This window comes from Lysinibacillus boronitolerans JCM 21713 = 10a = NBRC 103108 (genome assembly GCF_000772935.1).
GTDB classification, from domain to species: domain Bacteria; phylum Bacillota; class Bacilli; order Bacillales_A; family Planococcaceae; genus Lysinibacillus; species Lysinibacillus boronitolerans.
In genome coordinates this window covers 59,175-83,277 of record NZ_JPVR01000065.1, presented here as the reverse complement: position 1 = coordinate 83,277, position 24,103 = coordinate 59,175, and the positions used below count along the sequence as shown (strand labels likewise).

24 protein-coding genes are annotated in these 24,103 nt (G+C 36.1%); 6 read left to right on the top strand and 18 right to left on the bottom strand.

Annotated elements, in window-relative coordinates:
* Nucleotides 1–87 precede the first annotated feature (87 nt).
* Together CD31_RS05900 and CD31_RS05895 are read right to left on the bottom strand one after the other, a co-directional pair.
* Nucleotides 88–933 (bottom strand): DUF4179 domain-containing protein, encoded by an 846-nt coding sequence (locus CD31_RS05900; protein WP_036076286.1) that lies wholly within the window; start codon nucleotides 931–933, stop codon nucleotides 88–90.
* A 102-nt stretch (nucleotides 934–1,035) separates the two neighbouring features.
* Nucleotides 1,036–2,235, bottom strand: a complete 1,200-nt coding sequence (locus CD31_RS05895) for a DHH family phosphoesterase (protein ID WP_036076285.1) — start codon at nucleotides 2,233–2,235, stop codon at nucleotides 1,036–1,038.
* 146 nt (nucleotides 2,236–2,381) lie between these two features.
* Between CD31_RS05895 and CD31_RS05890 the strand changes: the two genes are divergently transcribed.
* The 3 genes from CD31_RS05890 to CD31_RS05880 all read left to right on the top strand — a co-directional run bounded on the left by CD31_RS05890 (nucleotide 2,382) and on the right by CD31_RS05880 (nucleotide 6,761).
* Nucleotides 2,382–3,086: a polysaccharide deacetylase family protein gene (locus tag CD31_RS05890; RefSeq protein WP_036076284.1), complete on the top strand. Its 705-nt coding sequence runs from the start codon at nucleotides 2,382–2,384 to the stop codon at nucleotides 3,084–3,086.
* Nucleotides 3,087–3,436: 350 nt separating this feature from the next.
* Nucleotides 3,437–5,080, top strand: coding sequence for a pyridoxal phosphate-dependent decarboxylase family protein (locus CD31_RS05885; protein ID WP_036076283.1), 1,644 nt, complete (start codon nucleotides 3,437–3,439; stop codon nucleotides 5,078–5,080).
* Nucleotides 5,064–6,761, top strand: a complete 1,698-nt coding sequence (locus tag CD31_RS05880) for a methyl-accepting chemotaxis protein (protein WP_036076282.1) — start codon at nucleotides 5,064–5,066, stop codon at nucleotides 6,759–6,761. Before CD31_RS05885 ends, CD31_RS05880 begins: the two co-directional genes overlap by 17 nt.
* 78 nt (nucleotides 6,762–6,839) lie before the next feature.
* On the opposite strand, the gene CD31_RS05875 is transcribed toward CD31_RS05880, so the two are convergent.
* The 7 genes from CD31_RS05875 to CD31_RS05845 form a co-directional block, all read right to left on the bottom strand.
* Nucleotides 6,840–7,268: a GatB/YqeY domain-containing protein gene (locus tag CD31_RS05875; protein WP_036076281.1), complete on the bottom strand. Its 429-nt coding sequence runs from the start codon at nucleotides 7,266–7,268 to the stop codon at nucleotides 6,840–6,842.
* 51 nt (nucleotides 7,269–7,319) lie between these two features.
* On the bottom strand, nucleotides 7,320–8,342 hold the full coding sequence (locus CD31_RS05870; RefSeq protein WP_036076280.1) for a DUF1835 domain-containing protein: 1,023 nt from the start codon (nucleotides 8,340–8,342) through the stop codon (nucleotides 7,320–7,322).
* A 264-nt stretch (nucleotides 8,343–8,606) separates the two neighbouring features.
* Entirely contained in the window at nucleotides 8,607–9,596 is a 990-nt protein-coding gene (locus CD31_RS05865) for a zinc-dependent alcohol dehydrogenase family protein (RefSeq protein WP_036076279.1), read from the bottom strand.
* Between the two features lie 18 nt (nucleotides 9,597–9,614).
* A complete protein-coding gene (locus CD31_RS05860) occupies nucleotides 9,615–10,025 on the bottom strand; it encodes a GNAT family N-acetyltransferase (protein ID WP_036076278.1) in 411 nt (136 codons plus the stop codon).
* Nucleotides 10,026–10,094: 69 nt separating this feature from the next.
* Nucleotides 10,095–10,778 carry a VOC family protein gene (locus tag CD31_RS05855; RefSeq protein WP_036076277.1) on the bottom strand — a complete coding sequence of 228 codons (684 nt, stop codon included), beginning with the start codon at nucleotides 10,776–10,778 and terminating at the stop codon, nucleotides 10,095–10,097.
* Nucleotides 10,779–10,864: 86 nt separating this feature from the next.
* A complete protein-coding gene (locus CD31_RS05850) occupies nucleotides 10,865–11,203 on the bottom strand; it encodes a cupin domain-containing protein (protein ID WP_036076276.1) in 339 nt (112 codons plus the stop codon).
* Nucleotides 11,204–11,261: 58 nt separating this feature from the next.
* Nucleotides 11,262–12,014 (bottom strand): SMI1/KNR4 family protein, encoded by a 753-nt coding sequence (locus CD31_RS05845; RefSeq protein WP_036076275.1) that lies wholly within the window; start codon nucleotides 12,012–12,014, stop codon nucleotides 11,262–11,264.
* A gap of 149 nt (nucleotides 12,015–12,163) precedes the next feature.
* Here CD31_RS05845 and CD31_RS05840 point away from each other — a divergent pair, with 149 nt between their 5' ends.
* The 3 genes from CD31_RS05840 (at nucleotide 12,164) to CD31_RS23960 (ending at nucleotide 13,548) form a co-directional block, all read left to right on the top strand.
* Nucleotides 12,164–12,499: a hypothetical protein gene (locus tag CD31_RS05840; protein ID WP_036076274.1), complete on the top strand. Its 336-nt coding sequence runs from the start codon at nucleotides 12,164–12,166 to the stop codon at nucleotides 12,497–12,499.
* 13 nt (nucleotides 12,500–12,512) lie between these two features.
* A complete protein-coding gene (locus CD31_RS05835; RefSeq protein WP_036076273.1) occupies nucleotides 12,513–13,058 on the top strand; it encodes a GNAT family N-acetyltransferase in 546 nt (181 codons plus the stop codon).
* A gap of 355 nt (nucleotides 13,059–13,413) precedes the next feature.
* Entirely contained in the window at nucleotides 13,414–13,548 is a 135-nt protein-coding gene (locus CD31_RS23960; protein WP_004226973.1) for a hypothetical protein, read from the top strand.
* Nucleotides 13,549–13,679: 131 nt separating this feature from the next.
* On the opposite strand, the gene CD31_RS05830 is transcribed toward CD31_RS23960, so the two are convergent.
* From CD31_RS05830 to CD31_RS05790, 9 genes are all read right to left on the bottom strand, one after another.
* A complete protein-coding gene (locus CD31_RS05830) occupies nucleotides 13,680–14,525 on the bottom strand; it encodes a GH25 family lysozyme (RefSeq protein WP_280522782.1) in 846 nt (281 codons plus the stop codon).
* Between the two features lie 233 nt (nucleotides 14,526–14,758).
* The gene (locus CD31_RS05825) at nucleotides 14,759–15,148 is read right to left on the bottom strand and encodes a tautomerase family protein (RefSeq protein WP_036076271.1); all 390 of its coding nucleotides are present in this window, start codon (nucleotides 15,146–15,148) and stop codon (nucleotides 14,759–14,761) included.
* Between the two features lie 507 nt (nucleotides 15,149–15,655).
* The gene (locus CD31_RS05820; protein ID WP_036076270.1) at nucleotides 15,656–15,895 is read right to left on the bottom strand and encodes a hypothetical protein; all 240 of its coding nucleotides are present in this window, start codon (nucleotides 15,893–15,895) and stop codon (nucleotides 15,656–15,658) included.
* An 859-nt stretch (nucleotides 15,896–16,754) separates the two neighbouring features.
* A complete protein-coding gene (locus CD31_RS23790; RefSeq protein WP_245188806.1) occupies nucleotides 16,755–17,045 on the bottom strand; it encodes a hypothetical protein in 291 nt (96 codons plus the stop codon).
* 192 nt (nucleotides 17,046–17,237) lie between these two features.
* Nucleotides 17,238–17,471 carry a hypothetical protein gene (locus tag CD31_RS23785; RefSeq protein ID WP_244905071.1) on the bottom strand — a complete coding sequence of 78 codons (234 nt, stop codon included), beginning with the start codon at nucleotides 17,469–17,471 and terminating at the stop codon, nucleotides 17,238–17,240.
* Between the two features lie 328 nt (nucleotides 17,472–17,799).
* The gene (locus tag CD31_RS05810; protein ID WP_036076269.1) at nucleotides 17,800–18,420 is read right to left on the bottom strand and encodes an AAA family ATPase; all 621 of its coding nucleotides are present in this window, start codon (nucleotides 18,418–18,420) and stop codon (nucleotides 17,800–17,802) included.
* Between the two features lie 133 nt (nucleotides 18,421–18,553).
* Nucleotides 18,554–18,895 (bottom strand): DUF2834 domain-containing protein, encoded by a 342-nt coding sequence (locus CD31_RS05805; protein ID WP_036076268.1) that lies wholly within the window; start codon nucleotides 18,893–18,895, stop codon nucleotides 18,554–18,556.
* A 786-nt stretch (nucleotides 18,896–19,681) separates the two neighbouring features.
* On the bottom strand, nucleotides 19,682–21,508 hold the full coding sequence (gene lepA / locus CD31_RS05795; protein ID WP_004226914.1) for a translation elongation factor 4: 1,827 nt from the start codon (nucleotides 21,506–21,508) through the stop codon (nucleotides 19,682–19,684).
* A 506-nt stretch (nucleotides 21,509–22,014) separates the two neighbouring features.
* Nucleotides 22,015–23,910: an acyltransferase family protein gene (locus CD31_RS05790; protein WP_036076266.1), complete on the bottom strand. Its 1,896-nt coding sequence runs from the start codon at nucleotides 23,908–23,910 to the stop codon at nucleotides 22,015–22,017.
* Between the last annotated feature and the right edge of the window lie 193 nt (nucleotides 23,911–24,103).

Genomic DNA, 24,103 nt, shown 5'->3' with positions numbered 1-24,103 from the left:
CTCTCAACTACTTTCCATATCTTTTATTTCATCTTACACGGAAAGCTATTTTTTTTAGATTAAGAGTTTGTAAAATTTCCTTCACTATTAATCTTTCTTTATTTTAATTGCAGAATCTACTTTACTGCCCTCACTATTGATTGGAATTAATGTATAATTTCTTTCTGTTAGGTATAGTGCATCTACACGGCTCCCCCACCTTGTACCCTCTTTATTTAATGGATAGGGTGTTGCAAAGCTCCATGATTGTCCTGATTTTGATTGGATTTTGAAGTGCAACGCATCATTGACCACACTTTGTTCAGCATGAAAATAAATCGTTGTCGAAATAGGGGTGGAGACAATTTTGTCAATGGTTATTTCTTGCTGATCAACATGCTTCACTTTTTTATTAACGGAAAAGGTTTCACGGTCTTGTTGTAATTGCTCTTGTGAAGCATCTACCTGAAATTCCCATGGCTTATCAATTGGTGTTTCCACATTCCAATCTTTATAACGAATATCTAATTCTAATTGTTCATCTGACGGAAAATCATCCATTTTAATGCTATTGTATATCGTATAAACGTTGGCAGACTTCGCTATGGACTGTCCTCCATTACGAACCATATAATCTTGACCATTAACGAGAATTTGCGGAAAGAAAAATACTTGATGGCCTGGCTTAAACTCTTTTCCAGGCTCGAAAGTTGCATTCAATAAAATTTGATTGTCATCTATAATCACTTCATTTAATGTTAACCGCCCTAAGCTATTGCTAGCTGTTTTTCCTACATCCGTTTTATAGGCTTCAAAATTCACATCCTGATCCCACCACAAATACAGCATCGATCCACTAGCAATCATTAATAAAAGGATTACAACAATAAACCATTTCTTACTTTTCCGATTTTCCTTATCCAAATCCACAACTCGAATCATATCATTGGACAACCGTACACCTCATTTTTATAAAAATCATTATGATTTATTGTAGTGCTCAATCATGCATTATATAACCTTCTATGTTGAAGATTCATTATGTATAAAAGGATATTACATCCCTTTATGTAGATGACGAACTTTATTGACTTCACGCATTAAATAGTCCACAAAGAGATCATCTCTGACTAGCCACACTTGATTGTTTCGCTTTAAAAACCATTCCGCTTCATTAAAGCTTGCAAAGGTTTGTGTTAGTGGCGTGTTATTTTTTTCAATTATCCAGTCAACTTTATCGTTTGAATAGAGCATAAACATTTCATCTTGCTGGTTTTTATAGAAAGTCCCAAACGTAGACCCCTTTACGTTATAACGATTTCTTTTTGCATCTTCTGGAATAGGCTCTATATGGAAGGTGTCCACTACAAACTGCTTGTATGCATCCAGCGTTAATGAGCAGCCAGCAGCCTTTTGATGACCACCTCCACCATATTTGGCGGCAATAGCTGACACATCAATATGATCATGGATTGTTCGAAAGGATATTTTTTTACTGCCCATATTGATCATCGCAATATAATCAAGATGCGTATTTTCCTTTCCCAATTCATTGCCAAGCTCAGAAAGATAGGATTCTGCATAGACAACCCCAGCATAGAAATCGCCCAAATTTGTTTGAATAAGCTCACGTTTCTTGCGCCGAATGTAACGCTCTGTTTTTTCTTCTTCCATGCTTAAAATTTTCTTTTCGAATTCATCGAAGTCAAAATGATCGCTTGTTTTTAAACGCTCAAGCATTTTCTCTTCAAACTCTTCAATTGACACTAGAAAAAACAGTGCATTTAATCTTTGCGCTTGGAAATTCCCATTCTTTTCCCATTCCCATGTATCGTATTGTCTTACTAACTCTACAAATTCTGAAATGGCGGCTGTTTTTTCTAATAGTCCATGGGTCATTAGGTATTGAAAGAACAGAGATGTAGCTGACGTTAAAGAGCCTTGCTCATCCTCAATTAACACCTTTCCCCATTCATATTGATTGAAATGGAGTGCTGTCTTATGATGATCTAGCAATTGCACATTACCCGTCGCCAGATAATAATCATGAAGCTTTTCTTCATTCTCTTTATTCGGAGAAAGGTCCGTAATAAACAAAAATGTTTTCTGTTGGTCGTTTTCCAAAAAGAATTCGATTTCACGATCAAGTGCCGTAATGGAGTTGTAGCGTACCTTCACTTTATCGTTAAAAGCAAGCTTGGCTAATATCCCACACCCAACTCCGTCTAAATCGTTATGTGATAATAATTTATACATATTCTCACCTCCACTGTAGTATGGTTATTTTTTTGGTATTCAAACAGATAATTGACGTTCAAAACGTAACACCATTGATATTGTATTCGAGATAACATACATTAACACCATACATCTTTTATGGTGAAAAAGAGAGGAGACAGTGAATGAAAAGGAAACTATCTTATATCGGCATCGGACTTTTCTTTATTCTTGCATTCGCATTTTCAGCCTATAAATTAATGAATGCACGTGACTATCAATTGTTTGGTTCTATTACCTCTCGGGTTGAAACGCAGGAAAAGGTCGTGGCATTGACATTTGATGACGGACCAACTGATAATACTGGCGCTATCCTATCGTTACTGGATGACTACCAAGTAAAAGCCACATTTTTTCTCATTGGTCAGGACATCGAACAACATCCTGAAGAGGCTAAAAAAATAGTGGTAGCCGGACATCAAATTGGTAATCATACGTATTCTCACCAACGTATGGTATTAAAAAGCCCTTCCTTTATTAAAAATGAAATAGAAAAAACCGATGCCCTTATTGCCAATATGGGGGATCAAGAAATACCTGTTGTAAGACCACCATATGGTAAAAAGCTAATCGGCTTTCCCTATTACTTAAATAAACATCAACGTAAGACCATCACATGGAATTTAGAGCCTGATACGTTCTTTACAAAGGCAGCGGATAAAATCAATTATGTAAAAGAAAATATTCAACCAGGCTCCATCATTTTAATGCATCCTATGTATGATCAAACTGACAATGAACTACAGGCAATCGAAGGAATTCTTCAGTCCCTTACGGATGAGGGCTATACCTTTGTCACGGTAGATGAACTGCTCAAATATTCCGAATAATACATGAAGCCGCTAAGAATCTGCACTCCCTTTTGTGCAGATTCCTACAATAGGATAAGGATAGTTAAAAAGCATCAGTTTATTAATAGTATCATCATTATTATTTATATAATTCCCCACACTCTTCTAATTATTGCTTCCTACATCGCATAAACCCCTGTACTCCTTAATTAAAACATCACAGTTATATAATGCCATTAGATGTTTAATTTTCAGAAATGTCTATAAATATTTTTTCAGTAAAATATAATCACCATCTCTGCTAAAATATGCTATTATACCTTTAGTATAATGTCCTATTTTTATTAAGGTAAAAATAGAGGAAATATGAACTATAAAGGATGATGAATATGCAAAATATCCAACAATTATTCCAAAGCGAGGATGGAAATATCCAACAAAGAGAGAATTTTTTATCCCTATTAGAGAAAATTGTTTCCTCATTAGATGAATTAAAGAATCCAAACAAGACAACTCTTGGCCCAATAAAAGAGCGATCTGCTAATTTTTATCAAGAGCTAATGCAAGAGCATCAAGTGCCAACAACTGGGATTGGACTCGATCAAGTTGTAAAAGAATTGACGCATTTAATGCAAGGACATCCTTATCATACACGTAACTTTGTTACGAATGTTTTACCAATGGCAAGTATTCCTGGAGTGTTAGGACAGTTTACCAACGCCCTATTGAATGGCAATAATTTATGGGATGTTTATGGTCCTGCTGCCGCTGAGTGTGAGGTTAAAGTAGTAGCCATGATGTCTAAATTAGTAGGCTATGATTATACAAAAAGCTTTGGCTATACAACGTGGGGTGGACAAGGTGCCGTTTTCAGTGGACTTCGTCTTGCCATTGCAAAACAATTCCCTCAAGCAAAAGAAGATGGTGTCCCTACTAATTTATATTGCTTTGCTTCAGAGAATGCCCATTACAGTCTTTTAAAATCAGTAGAAGCAGTGGGGATCGGCAGTAAACATTTAGTGCGTGTTAAAGCGGGCAAAGATCATTCGATGGATGTGGAAGACTTACGTGCACGTATGACAGAAGTCATCGAAAACGGTGGCATTCCTGTCTATGTAGTCGCGACAACAGGTGCTACCGATCAATTTGGTATTGATGATGTCCAAGCCATCAAAGAAGTCACAACAACGCTTGAGAAGAAATACAACTTACAACCAGTACATATTCATGCTGATTCGGCTTTAGGTGGTTTTTATGCCTTCTTCAATGATTATGATTTTAATAAAAATCCACTCCAATTCGAGGAGGAGGTTTTACAAGGATTAGCACAAATCCATGAACGTATGCAACATCTAGCCATTGCGGATAGCCTTTGCTTTGACTTCCAAAAGCTTGGTCAAACACCTTATTTAACTAGTCTATTCTTAATTAAGGAAGGTAAAAGTTTACAGCTACTAGATATTGAGGATTTTGATACGCCATATGTAGGCAACCGTGGTTATGGCTCCTATCATACTGGCTATACATTAGAATGTTCTCGAATGGGTAGCTCCATTGCTATTTTTGCTGCATTGCAGGCATTTGGTAAGGAAGGCTATCAACAACTATTAGCTAATTATGTACGTGTGAATTTAGCATTCCGTGCTCAATTAGCTGCGAAAACGCCAATGCTACAGGTGGTTAATGAATCCAATATCGGACCAGTCACAGCGTTTCGTTTATATCCAGATGGCATGAATTGGCAAGCTGAACAAGCTGGTCACTATACACAAGACCAAATAGAACACATAAACGGTATCAATGCTTCATTCTTTGAAATTATTGGAGAAGGTCGAGACGAAGTATTCTTTGGTGACACAACGCGTGTTTGCACGGTTAGTACTAGTGATACAACACAACAAGTACCCGTTGCAGCGGCAAAGTTTTTCTCTATTTCACCTTATACGGAGACAGAACATATCTCTACTATGATTCATTTCTTACAGCAAAAGCTTAAAGTACTGGAGGCGTCACACATTGCGTATCGTCACTAAATTTAAGAGTTCTTTACTCTACAAATATATTGCCAGTTTCACCATTCCAATAGCGATTATCTCCTTGCTCTTTAGTATTGTGCTATTTGCCGTTTCTTACCGCATTATTGACAATTTTGTTATTAAACAATTTGAATCTACTTTAGAGATTACATCGACCACGATTTTTGAAGATATTGAGAAAAATGATGTAAAGGCAGCAGATAATGGTAGCCCTGACAAATACAAAAAGCTTTTAGATCAATTGAATACAACGGTTAAAAAATATGATGTTGAAAATGCCTATGTCCTTTCTAAAGCAAACGGTAAGGAGCATATCGTCGCTCTAAGTAATACCGACAATCATCAGCAAGATTATGTATTTAGTGAAGAAATGCATGAAGCCGTAGCTACTGGTAACACACAAACAAGTGATATTTACAAGGATGAGTATGGTATCCATAAATCCATTTTTATCCCATTTAAAGATACAGATATTATTTTCGGTTTAGATATGGATGCTTCCTTCATTTCTAAGCTACAAACGGAAACACTTTGGATTTGTATTATTTTAACGATCGTCTTTGTAATTTTTGGTATAATCGTTGCTTACTTTATTAGTGTGGGCATTACGAAGCCAATCAAAAAAATGACGCGTTATGTTGGTCAAGTTGCACAGGGAGATTTGGCTGTCGAACCTCTTCAAATAAAAGGTTCCAATGAAATTGCACAGCTTTCATCAGGCATTGAAAACATGACGGAAGATTTGCGTTCGTTAATCACACAAATCGCACAAAATGCTGAACAAGTGGCCGCCATGTCGGAGGAACTAACAGCAAGCTCTGAACAGACAAGTGCATCCATTCAGCAAATAACCTCTTCTATGCAAGAGGTTGCAGCGGGTTCAGAAAAGCAAACCTCTTCGATTGAAGAAGTGGATAGTCATATTACAACCATCTCTAGCAAAATGTCAGAGGTAGTGACAAGTGTAACCGATGTTACAGATAAGGCATTCCAAGCATCTGCTATATCAGAAAAGGGCAACACAACGATCCAAGATGCTACTGAAAAAATGGCCGTAACATCTCAGGCTATTCAAGAGTCAGCAGCTGTAGTAGAACGTTTAAGCACATACACAAATGAAATTGGGGATATTGTGACACTGATTACCCAAATTACAGATCAAACGAATTTACTTGCATTAAATGCTTCGATTGAGGCAGCGCGTGCAGGCGAACACGGTAAAGGCTTTGCAGTTGTGGCGGAGGAAGTCCGTAAATTAGCCGATCAATCTTTAGAGGCAACTAACAGTATTCGTACACGCATTGAAACGATTAAAGAGGAATCTGCGCAAGCCGTCAAATCAATGGCTATCAGTAGTAGTAATCTTGCCGAAAGCTCAACAACATTCAATGCATCCGGAGAGGCATTTGCTGAGATCTATGCCCAAGTCACTGCACTAACGAAAGAAATGGACCATGTCAATAACGTGATGTCCAATATCAATGAAGGTGTTAGCAGTATTGCTAGTTCTGTTGAACAAGTGGGGGTTGTAGCTGTACAAGCTTCAGGCAATATTCAAAACGTAGCAGCTGCCTCTGAGGAGCAATCCGCAAGTATCGAAGAAATAACAGCCTCTTCTAATAACTTAGCTGAAATGGCTCAACAACTCCGCAATATCATTCAAAAATTCCAGTTATAAAATATAACAAATCCGCTAGGCCCATTTTCGGCATAGCGGATTTTTCTTTCCAAATTCTCCTACCTAAATAGTAAAAGTTTAGGCAATAATACTTTTCACAACTTTTGAAATAACGGCACCTTCAGCCTGACCTGTCAGCAATGGTTTTGCAATTTTCATGGCTTCGCCCATGTTCATTCCTTTTCCAACACCCGCTGCCACTAATTTCTCTGCAATTTCTTCTTCTGATAATTGCTTTGGTAAAAAGGATTTCAAAAGTGTCAATTTGGCTTCCTCTTTTTCAATCAGGTCTGCTCGCCCAGCCGTTTGTGCACCTTCTAAAGCCTGATTTGTTTGTTTGACCTCTCGATTAATAATAGCCATTTCTTCCTCAGCTGTTAATGCCTCTCCCTTTTCTTTTTCAGCTGAATCTAATGCTGACTTTAAAAGAGATAATACACCCTTCGCTAACGTATCTTTTTCTCTCATTGCTGTTTTTAATTGTTCAAATACTTCTGTTTTTAACAATGATCTCACTCCTTCTAACCGTCTATATCAGGAAAAATTATATCATAAAAATCATGTAGGATTACAGTTCATTGCATCTGCTAACTTTACTTTATAGTGTAATATTCCCTTCAACTCGCCTTGATAAGAAAAAATCCCTTGTTGAATTAATTGGCGCAGACGATAGTCAATCCATTCAACCTCTCTCAATTCTTCCATATGACCCAGTACTTCCCCAATTAATCTAGCTGCAACTTGATAGTGTACTTCCTCTTGTTCTTCCTGTAAACGTTTCGCACAGGCAATGATAAAGTCATCTTCTCTATCTTCGTTGTTATTGCACCAAAGTTCATGGTATTTCCATGTATGTATGCAATCGTAATCATCCATTAACAGATTTAACCCTTCTTTGCATAGGGAGTGCCTCAATGCCTCTTTTAATGGCCATCCTTGGAAATGTTCATAAAAGTAAAGTAAATCCTCTGTGCTGACCTCTCCAGTCGATCTTGGATAATGATCCTCTGCTAACTGTGGTAAAGTATATAACTCATGGAATAGCTGAAAAGTATCCAATACATAGATATCATTTATTTTCTGTTCGAGCATCGCCAAAACGAGTCGAAGTCCTATTTGCTCGTGAGCATTTTGACAAGTCCAAATCAGTATATCCTGATGAGGTGGGATATTTTTAATTTTCTCTATTGCTTCCTTCATCTCCCGCTCACATATGATCAATCCATCATCTTCTATTAGATAGCGCTGTTCCAACCATTGAAAACGAGCTTCAATTCCGTCCCGTGTATGTACATCTTTCAAAGGACCAACAGAAAAATTACCTGGCACAACAATAATCTCCTCGGACTTAGCATAGTCAGGATTACGAAAGGCTGTTTTCAAGCTCCCCCCAGGTGAATGACCGAATACAATATGCACCGTTTGTACCTTTGAAGGATCCCGCTCCTCGGCTTGTTGTAATAAAAACTGTAACATGCTGTCTCTTGACTGTTCATTTATTAAAGTTAAAAGCAGCATCTTCTTTGCATCAGCTTCACTCAGTCGTTGTATTGACTTTTTTAGTTGATTGATCTTCTTCATCATCTGTACTCCTTTATTTAAAAACACCTAGCCTAATCATACCTCTTTATTACCTCAAATTACTAATTTAGTTAGTTTTAATGATATGTTACTACTATTGCTAGTGAATTCTTTAATCTGGGCGGAGGCTCACTTCTTTTGAGCGACTTGCTCACTTTTTGGAGCAGGACAATTGTAAACTATTTTTATCAGAGCTAAAAACGCTCATTCCCTATAAAAAAACATACTACCCGTAGTAGCTCAACTACGATGGTAGTATGTTCCTTAATCAACATTCGTTAAAAATACTTTTCCTTTTTTCGTTCCCTCAACAGCATCGATTGCCTTATGGATAGCCAATAATGGAAAATGAGCATGTACATTCATCATTTTTAAGGAACCATCCTGTACAAGGTATATAAGTTGTTGCATCGTTTGTTGCCATTTTTCAATTGACGTCTGACGTTGCCAATGACGTAAATGAAACATCCTCGCTTGCACCTTTGCTTCCTTCACAATGTTTGTCCAATTTACCTGAATACCCGATAAAAGACCAATAGCTAAAAAAATACCCTCGGGCTTTACGCAGAAGGCAAGCTGATTGCCGGCCTCTCCGCCAATCGAATCAATTGCTGCATCTGCTCCCTTACCATTTGTTAATGCCATAACGGTTTCGTAAAGTGGCATTTGAGAGGTATCAATGACAAAAGCTGCCCCAAGTTGCAGTAATTCTTCAGTATGCTGATTACTTCGTGTCACTGCAATAAGCTGATAGCCTAGCAATTTCGCAAGTTGAGCATAGAGATGTCCAATGGCAGAACCACAGGCATTTACTAATAAGACATCGTTTGATTGTAAATTAAGTACCTCTGAGCATGTTACGAAGGCTGTAATTGGATTAATATACATTTGTGCTGCTGTAAAATCATTCATCGTGTCAGGAATAGTCACTGCAAAATCTGCTTGCGTTTTCACTACTTCCTGCCAAGTTCCCTCTCCCCGTAACGGTAATACGCGCTGACCAATAATCTTTGGTGAAACAAGCGGTCCAACAGCTTCTATTATTCCTACTCCCTCATAGCCAGGGATAGTTGGTAAAGTGATTCTATGAGCATATTTCCCCCATATTGGTATTAAATCTGAGGGATTAATCGGTCTGGCTAGCATGCGAACAAGAATTTCTTGACCTTGAGGAGGCTCGATTGTTTTATTCTCTAGCCTTACAACCTCTTGCGGATTTCCAAATTCATAAATTTTTAGGCATTTTGCTTTCAACGATTCTAGCTCCTTTATTCATTCTGTATAGAACAACATCATACCAGGAGCATCTATTTCACGTTCCTTAAATCCAAGCTTCTGATAGAAAGGTTGTTTACCTTTGGCACAAAATAATTGAACCCATTTTATATTTTCTTTCTGACATTGCTCTAAAAGAGCATCCATCACCATTGTGCCAACTCCTTTTCGTTGATAATCAGGGTGCACCATCACATCACAGATAAATGTTTGATAGATACCATCAGAGATAATACGTCCATAGCCAATTAGATTGCCTTCATCATATATAGATGTACTGAACCAGCTATTACAAATAGCCTTGTATAATTGTTCATACGTATACTGCCCTTTTGCATTCCAGCCAGTTGTTTGGTGCAATGCTTTATACGAGTCTATCGTCGGATTTGTTTCTTTGATTATATACATATAACACCCTCCTTATTTTGAATAAATATACAAAACAACATATATTTAATCAACGATAAGTTTATGATGTTAGAGTTGCAGAAGCTTTAATTGCCCTTCTTCATCCATATTTAATTGTAAAGCTTCGTCTATTTCAATACTAATCGGGCTGATAACTGCTTTCTTATCAGAAAAATACCACAGACGCCCACTCGGTCCTAATAGGATATTGGCTCCGTCTTCATAGTTTCCTAGAAAATTAAGGCCATCCAGTTGAATTTCCTTGTTTGCTATAGGGTTTATAGCATACTTCTTTAATTTTTCAGCAATTGTTTGAATGTCATCTGACGTTAAATTGATTTCTCCAATATGTAACACTTGCTCTACAGAAAAATTAACTTCAGCATGTTTCGGATTTATTTCCTGTCTTGCAATAAGCTCTACTATATTGCCTTCTGGATCGTAGAAATAGCATGCATATGCTTTTAAAAACTCAAAATAGACTTCATCCTGCCCCTCTGAATCCAGCAAGCCTACATGCTCTTCTGCCCAAATCTTTGCCTGTTGAAATAAGTTACTAGGAATATTTAATGCAAAATGATACTGCTTTGGCATTTTAGAAGGCATCTTTTCAAATGTCATCCTGCTTTCTCCCACGGCAATTGTAAAATAGTCAGCTGTTCTTTCTAACAAAGTAAAACCTAACAGATCAACATAAAATTGCTCCATTTTTTGCATATCATGGACATATAATTTTACCTTCGTAATCTTCATCTTTAAGCACCCCTTTACACTCCCTACTATACAAGTAGCTGATTAGAATGGCTTCATGCAAAAGAATGAAGTTTACTTTCGTATAGTTAGAGAAGCTCTCGATCTCCCCTGCTATTTGGCTGCGATATCACGAGGAATTCAACATCTTCTTGTGAATCGTTTCGCATTTGATGTGGTAAATTTGGTGGTACTTCAATTCCGTCATGTTGCTTTAACTCAATTCTTTGGTCATTCAGTTCTATTGTAGCTGTGCCTGAAAGAACAAAGAAAAATTGCTGTGCATGATGGTGATAGTGATTTACCTCAGCTGTTTGAGCAGGCATTCGCTCATGTATCACACTAAGCTCCTTATTTTGAACAAGATGCCAGCCATCACACTGTGCACCCCATTGATAGTGTTGTGCTAATGCTTTGTTAATTTTCATCCTTACACTTCCTTTCCTGCTTTAGAGGAGGGATATCCATCATTCTTGTTAATTTCCCTCATTCAATAAATTCAGCTAAGCTAATTTTCCTTTTTTGAAAATCTGCACGGATAGCCTGTAACTCGGCTTCTAACTTTAAGGCACCTGCTTCAACTCCCCTATAAATTACTAGCGGAGGCTGTTCTAAAGCCTTTCTCGCTTGTGAATAATCATAAGATAATAATTTTTTTAGCAACAATAATGTCTTTAGTTTATCTTTTCCGTCCCCAGTAATAGTTAGTTCATAGTACGCTACAGAACTTTCTTCAGGCAACATTTCTTCTAAACTAGGTGGAATCAGTACACTTTCAAGGAACAAAATTAAATTGTCATAAGCCATTGAAAAATGCCAATTGCCTGTCCCATGGGGAGCGGTAAAAACAGCCGTATCACCTCTTGATAGATCCAGACAATAGGGATCGCCTTCATCTGTTGCAATGACTAAATAATCATGTGGCCAATCCTCAATCATCTCATCTGTCACTGGATTATAATTATAGCCCTCCTGCCCACGTATTAAATCTCTTGCGCCATAGATATTTAGATTAATATAATCACCTGTAGCCCATGTAACCCTTTCAACAACATAATGTCTCAAAAAATAAACATACTCTGCTGGCAATGACCACCTACCATCCACAAATTGGCTAATATCCTCTTCTGGGTGATGATAAAAAACCATGGGATAGGCTGACTCCCGCTCCTGAAGCTCATCAATAAAATCACGCATTTGCTGTAATACTGCATCGAGTTTCTTTTCTAAATCTTTCAATGGAATTCTCTCCTTTTGATGACCAAGTGTCTTTCTTGCATTTTAACATACCCCATCATTAACCAAATAAGGGGAACATGTTATAATCATTAAAATAGACTGGTAGTATGCATAACGTGAACAAAAATAACGGATGGGAGCGATCTGTCATGCAACATACGAATGAACAGATAATACAGCAAGCCAACACGGAATTTTTGAAAGCACTTCGCTATTTAGATTATGGCAAGGTAAAACAAGGGGAAGCATGTCTCAAACAAGCCACCCATTTGGCAAATCTGCTGAATGACCATATCACATTTATTCGTGCTGCCATTTGTTATGGAGAGTTGCTATGGCACGCTGAAAAATATGATGCCTCCGATCATTGGTTACAGCTGGCACTTGATCGATTGACCGCAGGACAGCAAGATATAAATGACTTACTAGATGTGGATGTGCAACGAGCTCGATCCTTACTAAATCACCAACGACATCCATTATAAGGAGCAAGCAATCATGAAATTACTTATTAGACGTCCAGAACAGTCGGACATCCAGGCGTTACACGAATTCTTTGATCTTGTCATTCGGGATACTTATAAAAAAGAAGGAATTGCCGAGCTAGTGGATGATCAACAGGATGAATGGGAAACGAAAAAACAGTATGTAGCAATGGACTTAGAAAGCCAGGGCAAAAAAAGATTTTTCTGGTTAGCTTTAAATGAAGAAACCAATGACATAATAGGCACTATCGAATGCGGTGCAGCCAACGAAATCATTCAACAAACGATCAAAGAGGAACTATTCAATTGTCTAGAAATCGGTACCGTTTTTGTTCATCCTGACTATCAAAATCGTGGGATTGGCACCATGCTACTACAGAAAATGCTCCTGACGTTAGAAAATCAAAGGGTTCCTAGTTTTTGTTTAGATAGTGGATATAAACAAGCGCAAATGATCTGGCAGAAGAAATTTGGACAGCCTGATTTTGTCCTTGAGAACTATTGGGGAGCAAATAGTCACCATATGATATGGAAACGAACACTACCATTTCAAATATAGAAGTAAAAAATGCTCTATCAGATTACACAAGAACCTCAATGTAAAAAACAAATCTTTAGTCAATAACATGCTTTATGCATACAATATAAAACACTTTCCCAAATGATTTACAGGGTGTTATTAGGAATTACACATAAGGTTCGTGGTTTAGGGTATGACAAATTACAATGAATACTCAGTATGATTTCCACTTAGCTTTCAAGTGTTACCATCTGGTGAAAATATCCTAATAACAATTTACGGGACTCTCGATATGTGGGATAAGACTCTAAAAAGACTTTAGATCAGTATGATGATTGATAAGCAATAAAGAGATTATAAATGCTAATACTTATTATGTTTGGAGGGGAATGAAATGTTAAAATTCATTGATGATTTAGCGGGTGCGGTTTTCGATGTTTTTATGTTGTTTTGTTATTTCTTTGCAGGCGTAATAATTGTAGGAGTCCCCATTTTTTTATTAGCCAAGTTTTTCCTATTGTTTCACTAAATTTCAAACAGGTTGGTCGCACTATAAAAGGAATCACTATAAATAGTGATTCCTTTTATGACGAATACACACAATATTAGGCTAAATATTTTGCTGCTAGTTCTCAGGTACTTATGGGCGAGACAATGCTATTATTTAATAAATTTATCATAGAACCGTTTGAGCATCGTTGCCATTTGTTGTCTTGTGAGTGTATCTGTAGGATTCATACACTTGCCATCTCCTCGTATAATTTCCTCTTCAATGGCCCACTCCCAATCTTCTTTATGTGCTGGTGATACCATAGCATTTGATTTTATCCCAACTAATAACTCTTTCATTTCAGTAAGTTCCTGTTTTAGTTGTTTATTTTCTTTCTTTAATTCTTCATACTGAGACAATGATATTTCCTTCTTCTTATCAGTATCTGTGAACCAGGATAAAGACTTAGATCCATTTAATTGGTTTAAATCTACAGTTCCTTTAATACCTGCTACAATCCCTTTGTCTGTGTACTGCCATAAATCACAGGCAAAGTTTGGCTTTAGTCCAGGTGAGCTAGAGCCACTATAGCGAGGAATCCACAGGAAATCATAATTTTTAACGGTATCCATCAGATAAGGTTTGTAAAAATGATGGCCTGTATATAGCCCGACTTTTACAGCCTTACTTTTTAAATAATCAATAAACACCTGTGTGCCTTGTACGATATTTTGGACACTAGCACCAAAGCTTTCTTCGATATCTACAACATAAAATAGCGGATTATAGTTTTTTGCTCTGTTATAGAAGTCTTTTGCTTGTTCCAATGCCTCAGTATCATTTTTAAAGGTAACATAAATATAAACACCAAAAGGTACCTTGTACTTCATACAAGCTTCTATATTTTGAACGTATTTACGGTCAATTGTGCTTGTACCATATTGAGTGCGGATGATAGCCAAATCAACATCTTTAACCGCTTCAGACCAATCAATATCTCCTTGATGATGTGAAATGTCTATGATATAACTGATACAATTTTCTCCTCCCTAAAAATAGTAAATAAATTGTGAATAGCGACAAACCCATTACTTCAAGCATTATTTAGAATCATTCATTAAATAAAGTTATGTAGATTATTTTAGTCCTTATAGGTTCTTCATTTACCGATTTTTAGTGGTCAGATAATTAATAAGACAGAGCACATTTCACATAGTCGAATTAACTCTAAAAAATTAGCAGCTTTATATCAAATATTTACTTTGTAATTAAGTGCTAATTCATCCCCAGGTAACCCTCTTATTCCCCAATTATGTTTAGGCGTTTCAAAAATTGTAATTTCAACATCTTGAGGTGAAATATTTAATTTGTTATTTATGCGTTCAAATAGTAGCTTTACTAATTGTTTTTTAGCTTGAATCGTTCTACCTTCAAACATACTAATTTCTATTATTGTATATGATTCAGTTCTTTCACTTGCAAAATAAAAATCCTCTTTGTCCATAGGAAAAAAGCGATGAAATTTCTTATCTAATGGATATTCAAGTGCGTCCACCATACAAGAATGGATAATATTCGATAATGTTTCCTTAATGGGATTTAACCTTCCCTTAACACCATAAATTTTAATTTGTCCCAACGACCTCTCACCTTTCTTGACTTACTAATCTAAACTCAACTACCAAATACTGTTCTATAACGATATTATAAAATTCTTCAACATGACCATCAAGCTAATTCTATGCTTGGTTTCATTTAAACAATCACCCAATTTATTCATGAAACAAATGTGAACTATTTAAACCAACAATTCCAAAGTAATAACTCTACTTAACTGTGACCATAATTAACTGCAATACGCTGCAAGCTCAGGTAGAAACAGTTATCCAAATAGTACACATTCTGTTGTTCCCATCTGATAAAGAAATAGATATAAAATATATTATTGTTGATGACAAACTAACGTTTGAAGTTGTGGGTGCCTATATACCTTAAAGCTCCAGGAAATGAAAGAGAGAGTGAGAGAAGCTCAGGACATACTGTTGCTTCGTTAGTTTCTACACCACTACATTTAAATAAATGAAAAGGAAGAACCTTAAATTACTAAAAATTAACTACTCAATATTAAATGAGCACCTCATCATTACTATTCAATTTCAAAAATGACCCAAACTTTATATCTACCTTCAATACTATTTTCTGTATAAACTCTACACTCTTTTATAGAAGCTAATCTAAAAGCAAGCGAATAGGCTATTTTGTAATCTGGAGTATCATATCCGTTGTAAATTCTTCCATATATTTCATTTGCAATTGAATCTGCCCAGGTGTCAGCTTCATATAGAGTATCGAAAAGTATTTCTTCTCTGTTCCATTTAATAGTCATGTCATAAACTCCTACATAGTAATAGAAATAATCTAGATGAATGTATTGTTAGGGATTTTGAATTCCATATTTCCAAGCAAGTAGCTACGGAGCGTTTCGTAAAATCTTTAAATTGCACTTCGCGAATAATTTGATTTTTCCAAAAATTGAAGAGATTGCAATTACAAAGGGCTATTAATATAAAATTATATGAAAGTACTATAAAATTATTTCTAATATTGAGAAAAGGTGGAAGTAATATGATTTCAATATACAAATCATTAATTTTAGCAGTGGTAATAGGGTTATACGTATATACAGCCAGTAAAAGTGAAAATAGCGTGCTTCTAAATTTTGTCATACTTTATATTATAATTTCAATAGTTTATTTATTATTCAGAAAAATTGAAAAAGAAAAAAGTAAGGAAAAATAACTTAATTAAAAGTAGGAGATTCGAGACCTTTGAAAAGATTCACTGTAAACTATCTGAAAAAAAGCAGAGGATAGTAGCCAAAACAAAAAATGCCCAAGTACTCAATAAAAAACAAGTAACTGGGCATTATTATGACTAATTACTACGTTGTGTATGTATTATACCATTTTGAATAGTTAAATAATGGTTGTTTTGGAATCAAAGGAAGCACCAAATTTTATTCCGAAGTTCCTCTTTTTTATATGCATTTATCATATTACCGATTACCATTTTCATAAGCTCGCAGAAATGCTCATTATATTTTTCTTTATCTCTTAGTAGGCTCTGAACACTGTGACATGAAGGTGGAAGAAAACATCGAAGCCCCCATAACAGAGTGGTCTTAATTGGCAGGTTTCTAAACATCATTTCCATGAATAATTCAAGATTTTTATCAAATTCTTTTATTAATTTATGACCTCTTTAAAGCCTATCCGATGTATGATAAGACGATAGCCAGAGTATCCTTCTTCGTCTAGAAACTCCTCAAATTCTCCATAGACAATTATAGGTGTATTGTTTTTATAAGCGTTCTGCATGTTTCTGATAATTTTTTCTTTCACGTCAGGGTTAGCGCTCTGAAAGTGACAATTTATAAGCTCAGAGTATTTACTTAGATAAAAAGATAGAGTGCCATCACTATGTTTTTCGAGTCCATCTGGAGGATTACCGGCTGTCCACAATAAAGTTTTACGCATTGCATAATAAGCTTTCTCCATTCCTAATTCTGTAAGCATGACATTTATATATGTATCTTGCTCCTCAAAAGTAGAGTCCAGCTCTAACGTATCAAGACGTATTTCTCCTACGTTGTCATAATTTTCAAAACTAGAATCTTCTCCGTCTAAAATGTCCGACTCTTTAAGTTCTACTACAGTTGATTGATTTTCTCAGATAGCAGTATGCTCAGGTGGTGGAATCATATAAACTGAGCCGCCCCGTTCCTCTATTCTTTCTTTCGCTGCCTCCAGGCTGTCCTCACTGAACATAGACTCTACTAGTTCTTGCGTATGAATTTCCTTTTCAACTTCGCCCATAGACTCTTCTTCTGTCTCTGAACTACACCCTGCAATAATTACAAATAAAAGTGCGACAATTGTTATAATAACGCTTTGTATTTTCATATTACATACTCCTCCCCCTAGTTCAATTTTGTTCGAACTCTTTTAATAATACCTCAATTAAATTTTATTTGGATAACTATTTCCATTTATTATAAAAGCCAATTCTCCAAATTAGGTCTATTTATATTTTTTGGAATACTATCACTTATATTTAATCAATTATTAAAAGTTACTGAACGTTTTTTATATGGGGTTTCTTTTATATGAAATGCATGATTAGACTTCATATTAGACCGCTTCCCAGCCTTGCTATAGGTTTGATGGGGAAAAATTTAAGACCACCCATTTTGGAGTGGTCTTTTATGGTGTATTTAATTAAAGCATTCCGTTAGTTGAATAAGTAAATCTGTCTTGCGTAGGAATCCCAATCTTTATTATCAGTATTTATTTCAATTGTAGGTATGATTGAATTTTCAGCTTGACTCCTATACTCTTGTTGTTGGTCTAATAATAATTCACACGCTAATTTCTTTTCTTGCATGGTTTTCCCTTCCCATTCATTGGGATTTCTACTACTTATTCTTTCCTCTAAATTCTCTGGTGATACAGTTAACAAAGTACATCTTGCTCCCATTCCAAGTAACTGGGCTTCTAATTCCTTAATTTCATCTGATATTGAATGAGAAAATGCTACTCGATGATTTAAATGAAACCTTTCCAAAATAAAGAATAAGCCTTTTGAACGTTGAGTTTGTCCAATTTCTCTTGACCAATTATTTAACATTTTCAACATCGTGACTCTTTCTCTTAAGACTTGTAAGTGTTCCTCTCGACTTAACGACTTTAATTCACCATTTACTTTGTGTAATACTTGCGAATAATGCTCACTGAGAACTATGACACTACGTTCGGCATCATCACTTGCGTGAAGTTGTTTCAACGCTTTTAAGACTGATGTTTTTCCAGCATTCGAATAGCCTTCTAAGATTATCCCTCTAAAATCACTCATTTTCTCCCCCTAATTAATGTAATCTCTATCTAAATAAGGACTGTAGAATTATTTACGGTTGTTAAACTAACCTGCTCCGTTTGCCATCCATGTAACACAAAATCAATACAACACCATAGAAAATGTAAGATTTTCACATTCTTTCATTGGAGTTTAACAACACTTCTTTCTTTATGTATGACTCTCTGAAAAACAAAAATAACGGTAATGCCAGCGATAAACCAACTGTAAACAAAGTTAATAGACATATCCACTTTTCTTTAATGTTATACTTTCTTGACTCATTAAACATAAAGATTATAAAAACAAAGCATGAAATAAAAAAGTCAACAGCGAAGAAGGTCGATATCGAGTTTGCAAATAATAAATCTACTAATAACCCTAAATCAAATCCGTTTTTGTTCAAGAATTGCACCAAAAAATAATACGGGAATACTGTGCCGATAATCGCAAATAACAAGTACACTTTTCTCATTTAAATTAAACTTCCCCTCTCTATATGATTTTCACAAATAATATACTTCTTAATCTCTTTCAGTTTAATAATACCTCATAAAAAATAATTTAAATAAATATTTCCATATATGATAATTAATTATAGATTAACATTTAAAATATTAATATATAAACTATATATTCCAAGAGAATATTGTGAATTATGTCTAACACTAAGAAAAGGTGGATTGATTATGAATTCAATATATAAGCCATTAATTTTAGCGGTGGTAGTAGGGGGATATGTATATATAGCCAGTAAAAGTGATAATAATGTGATACCAAATTTTGTCATACTTTATCTTATAATTACAATAGTTTATTTATTATTCAGAAAAATTGAAGAGAAAAGAAAAAGAGTAAGGAGAAGATAACTTAATTAAAAGTAGGAGATTCGAGACTCTGTGAAAAGATTCACTGTAAATTAGCCAACTACCTGAAAAAAAGTAGCTGATAGTAGCCAAATACCCAGATACTCAATAAATACGAGTATCTCGGCATTATTATTAACGATGCTAATTGAAAATGGACAACCAATAAAAACAGTTCAAAAAGATTAGGACATAGCAGATCAGCAATTACTGAAGACCGCTATGTCCATTTAACACAGAAGATGGCAAGAGATGCTGCCGATATTTTTGATTCCATCGCTAAAGATTTTTAAATTGCTTGCACAATTTCAATGCAGTGGCAAATCGGTGGCAATCTCCACCTAACTGATACAAAACTATTTGCTTAAACCCCTATAAACCCTGTTATATCAATATTACTTCGAATCATCCATCTTCAGCACAGCCATGAATGCCTCTTGAGGGACTTCGACTGAGCCTACTTGTTTCATACGTTTTTTACCTTCTTTTTGTTTATCAAGAAGTTTTCGTTTACGGGAAATATCTCCACCATAACATTTCGCTAATACGTTTTTACGGATGGCTTTAATTGTTGAACGCGCCACGATTTTTTGTCCAACTGCTGCTTGAATTGGTACTTCAAATTGTTGGCGTGGGATTAATTCTTTTAATTTTTCTACGATGATTTTGCCTCGATCGTAGGCAAAGTCACGGTGTACGATAAAGCTTAGGGCATCGACTTGCTCACCATTTAATAAAATATCCATTTTCACTAATTTCGATGGCTGGTAACCAATAAGTTCATAGTCGAATGAAGCATAGCCCTTTGTATTTGATTTTAAATAGTCAAAGAAATCATAGACAATTTCTGATAATGGCATTTCATAAATAATACTTACACGCGATGTATCAATATAATCCATCGTCATGAAATTACCACGCTTCATTTGACAAAGTTCCATTACCGCTCCCACATAATCATTTGGTACCATGATTGTTGCTTTCACATATGGTTCCTCGACACGATCAATTTTTTGCGGGTCTGGCATAAAGGAAGGGTTATCGACTTTCAGCTCAGTACCATCTGTCATATGAACATTGTAAATTACGGAAGGTGCTGTTGTAATTAAGTCGATATTAAATTCACGCTCAATACGCTCCTGAATAATTTCCATATGTAGTAATCCTAAGAATCCACAGCGGAAACCAAAACCAAGTGCTTGCGATGTCTCTGGCTCATATTGTAGAGCTGAATCATTTAACTCTAGCTTTTCTAACGCTTCACGTAAATCGTTATATTTGGCTGTATCAATTGGATACAAACCACAGTAGACCATTGGGTTTAAGCGACGATAACCAGCTAATGGCTCAGCTGCAGGACGGTTTGCATAGGTTACAGTATCCCCTACCCGTGTGTCACCTACATTTTTGATAGATGCGGTTAAATAACCTACATCACCCACTGTTAACTCAGCCTGTGGCACAACTTTTGGTGTATGTACCCCAACTTCAATAACTTCGAATTCCGCACCTGTTGCCATCATACGAATTTTATCGCCAGGCTTGACAGTACCATTGATGACACGAATCGAAATGATAACACCTTTATAGGCATCATAAACAGAGTCAAAAATTAAAGCTTGTAGTGGTGCATCTGGATCACCAGTTGGCGCTGGTACCTTCTCTACGATTTGCTCTAGAATATCCTCGATACCAATACCTGCTTTCGCAGAAGCTAATACTGCTTCAGAGGCATCTAATCCAATAACATCTTCTACTTCTTGACGTACACGTTCAGGGTCAGCTGCAGGTAAATCAATTTTATTGATTACAGGTAAAATTTCTAAATCATTGTCTAGTGCTAAGTAAACATTTGCTAGTGTTTGTGCTTCAATACCTTGTGCTGCGTCCACAACTAAAATGGCACCCTCACAAGCAGCTAAACTTCGTGATACTTCATATGTGAAATCGACGTGTCCTGGTGTGTCGATTAAATGAAATGTATACACTTCGCCGTCTTTTGCTTCGTACTTTAATTGAACTGCATTTAACTTAATTGTAATGCCTCGCTCACGCTCTAAATCCATTGAGTCGAGGAGCTGTGCCTTCATTTCACGGGAAGTTAAAGATTTTGTTTGCTCTAAAATACGGTCAGCAAGCGTTGATTTCCCATGGTCAATATGTGCAATAATAGAGAAATTTCGTATATTCTCTTGTCGTTTTAAACGTGCTTCTCGGTTCATCTTTTCCACTCCTAATTAAACTATAATGAATTATACTATGAACATAACGCAAAGTACAACAGCAACTAGACTTGAAAGCCTATAATATCAATACTTTCAGTGTTCCATGACGTTTTTAAATTTTACAGTATTAAGTATATAAATGCAGGCAAATCAGATATAGTGGTACTCGATGTGTAGCAGTTGAAATGAAAATGCGTCTACTCGACATGAGGAGAGATTCTCGCCTGATCAACCAAGAAAAAGCACGCTATCTCCAAAAGATATCATCATCCATATTGCTAAAAAGCGTGAACACAATCCCATTTTTATAAACCTAAACTATGATTAGTAAAAGAAAGAATGGACACCGCACCATCTTCCACATAATGGAACAGATCAAATATCAAGCTTACCATACAGGAACAACTAATAGAATAAATATAGGTAGAGCAAATAGTTCCCTTTCTAAGATATAGAAAAAGTCAGCTACGCAGATAAAACTGTGTATACTGACCTTTTTTATTTTATTTATTTAAGGATTGTTGAATGAGCTTTGTTAAAACTTCTATCCCTTTTTTCTCTAAATGTACACCGTCAGGGGCAAAGTATTCAGGGTGATTGATTGCTGCTGCATGCCAGTCAATTAGTGTTATTCGCTCATGTTCCTGTGCTTTTTGCAGTAAAGCTTCATTCACCTTTGCTTCCCAAGATCGCGGCACACGTGTATTCACTAAATAAATATCGGCATTTGAAAAAGCTTCAAGGAGTGCATCCATTTGGTCAGTCGTAAAATAACCATTTGTCCCCAATTGTAGAATGACTGCATGATTAGGTTGATTAAAACTTGCATAATTTGGTGCAAGTTTTACAGCTTGCGAAACTTGACGGCCTATTTTTCCATCGATTGTAATAGTCGGATACATATTATGTAAGCTCGGTGCAATATCAATCATTAGGGAGTCACCAATGGCTAGTATGCCACGATAAAACTCATCTTTTTCAGGCTCTATAATGGTGTTATTTTCTTCTTGCTTAGGCGTTTCTATCTCCTGAACATCCTCTACTCCCTCTTCCTTACTTTGAGAAGGCTTGTCTGTTGAGGCTTCAGCTTGTTTGTCCTGCTTGTTCAGATTGGGTGTAGGCTCATCGCCATTAATTTTTATCGTTGTTGGCAGCGTTTTAGATGGGTTTTGCTGACTTTCACCCACTACACCTGTCATGCCTGTGAAAAATACAAGCAGAAAAAGAGGAACCATAACCGTTGATATTTTTCGTGGAAAAGTAAGGCTTCCCCACTTGTTTTTATTACAAATCAGATATTTTTGACAATAGACTCGGAACCCTTCTTTCCGGATGGGCATCTCAATGAAGCGATAGGATAGCTCTGCAATCATCAGGATTAGTAAAAGCTGCAGGAATATTCGCCAATGGGAAGGATTACCAATTTCATGAATGGGTGTCCCTAAAACCATGACAGGATAATGCCATAGATAAATGCCGTATGAACGAGAGCCTATCCAACATAATGGCTTCCATGCTAATATTTTTCCTAGTATGCTGACTGGATGAGAAATACATGCAATCAAAACAGCAGCATTCAAGCAAAATAAAAACATGCCTCCTCTATAAAGAAAGGATTGATATTCATCCACATACACTATGCTTACTAAAAAAATAGTAAGTGCAATGAAACTCATCGTATTTAGTTTCTTCACATGGTTCGCTGATAATTTTTGAGAAGATAATCTTTTCATAGGCCAAACGAGTGCTAGCCAACAGCCTATTAATAATTCAAAACAACGTGTGTCCGTTCCATAATAAACACGACTAGGATCAGCGCCTGGCTGATAGAGTAACGCCATTACGAATGCTGAACAAAGGGCACCACAAAAGATGATATTTGCTAGTTTATTTTGTTTTTTAACAACAAAAAGTCCAATCATTAAGAGCAATGGCCAAATCAAGTAAAATTGTTCTTCAATAGCTAATGACCATAGGTTTTTTAAAGGTGATGGAGAACCGAAACTATCAAAATAAGAGAGTTTATGAAAAATGAACCACCAATTACTTGAATAAAAAATGGAGGACAATGCATCCCCGCGCAAAGTATGGAGAAGCTCTTTATGAAAGAGCATTGCCCAAACAAATGATGTAACAATCATAACGTAGGCAGCTGGTAGTAGCCTTCTAAATCGTCCCACCCAAAATTTCTTTAGGCTGACTGTTAATTGATTGCCCTTTAAAGGTAAGATGGTAGAGGTGATTAAATAGCCCGATAATACAAAGAAGATATCTACTCCTAAAAAGCCACCTCTAGCCCAACTGAAGTTAAAATGATAAGCAATAACTGCTAATACAGCCAATGCTCGAATCCCGTCTAGTCCAGGAATATAACGATGATTTAATGACTTGCCTGACATACTATTCCTTCCTTCAATAATCTCTCAATTTCGTTTCGGTATAATGTGTTGGTTTTTTCTAGCTGTACAAAGTAGAAGTCAATCTAAAAGCGCTGTCACAATCTGTAATAACCGCACACGACTTTGGTTAAATGATGTTAGTTACATCCAAATGCTACAAGGAGTATCGCTTTTTGAAGGTATTCCCTTCTGC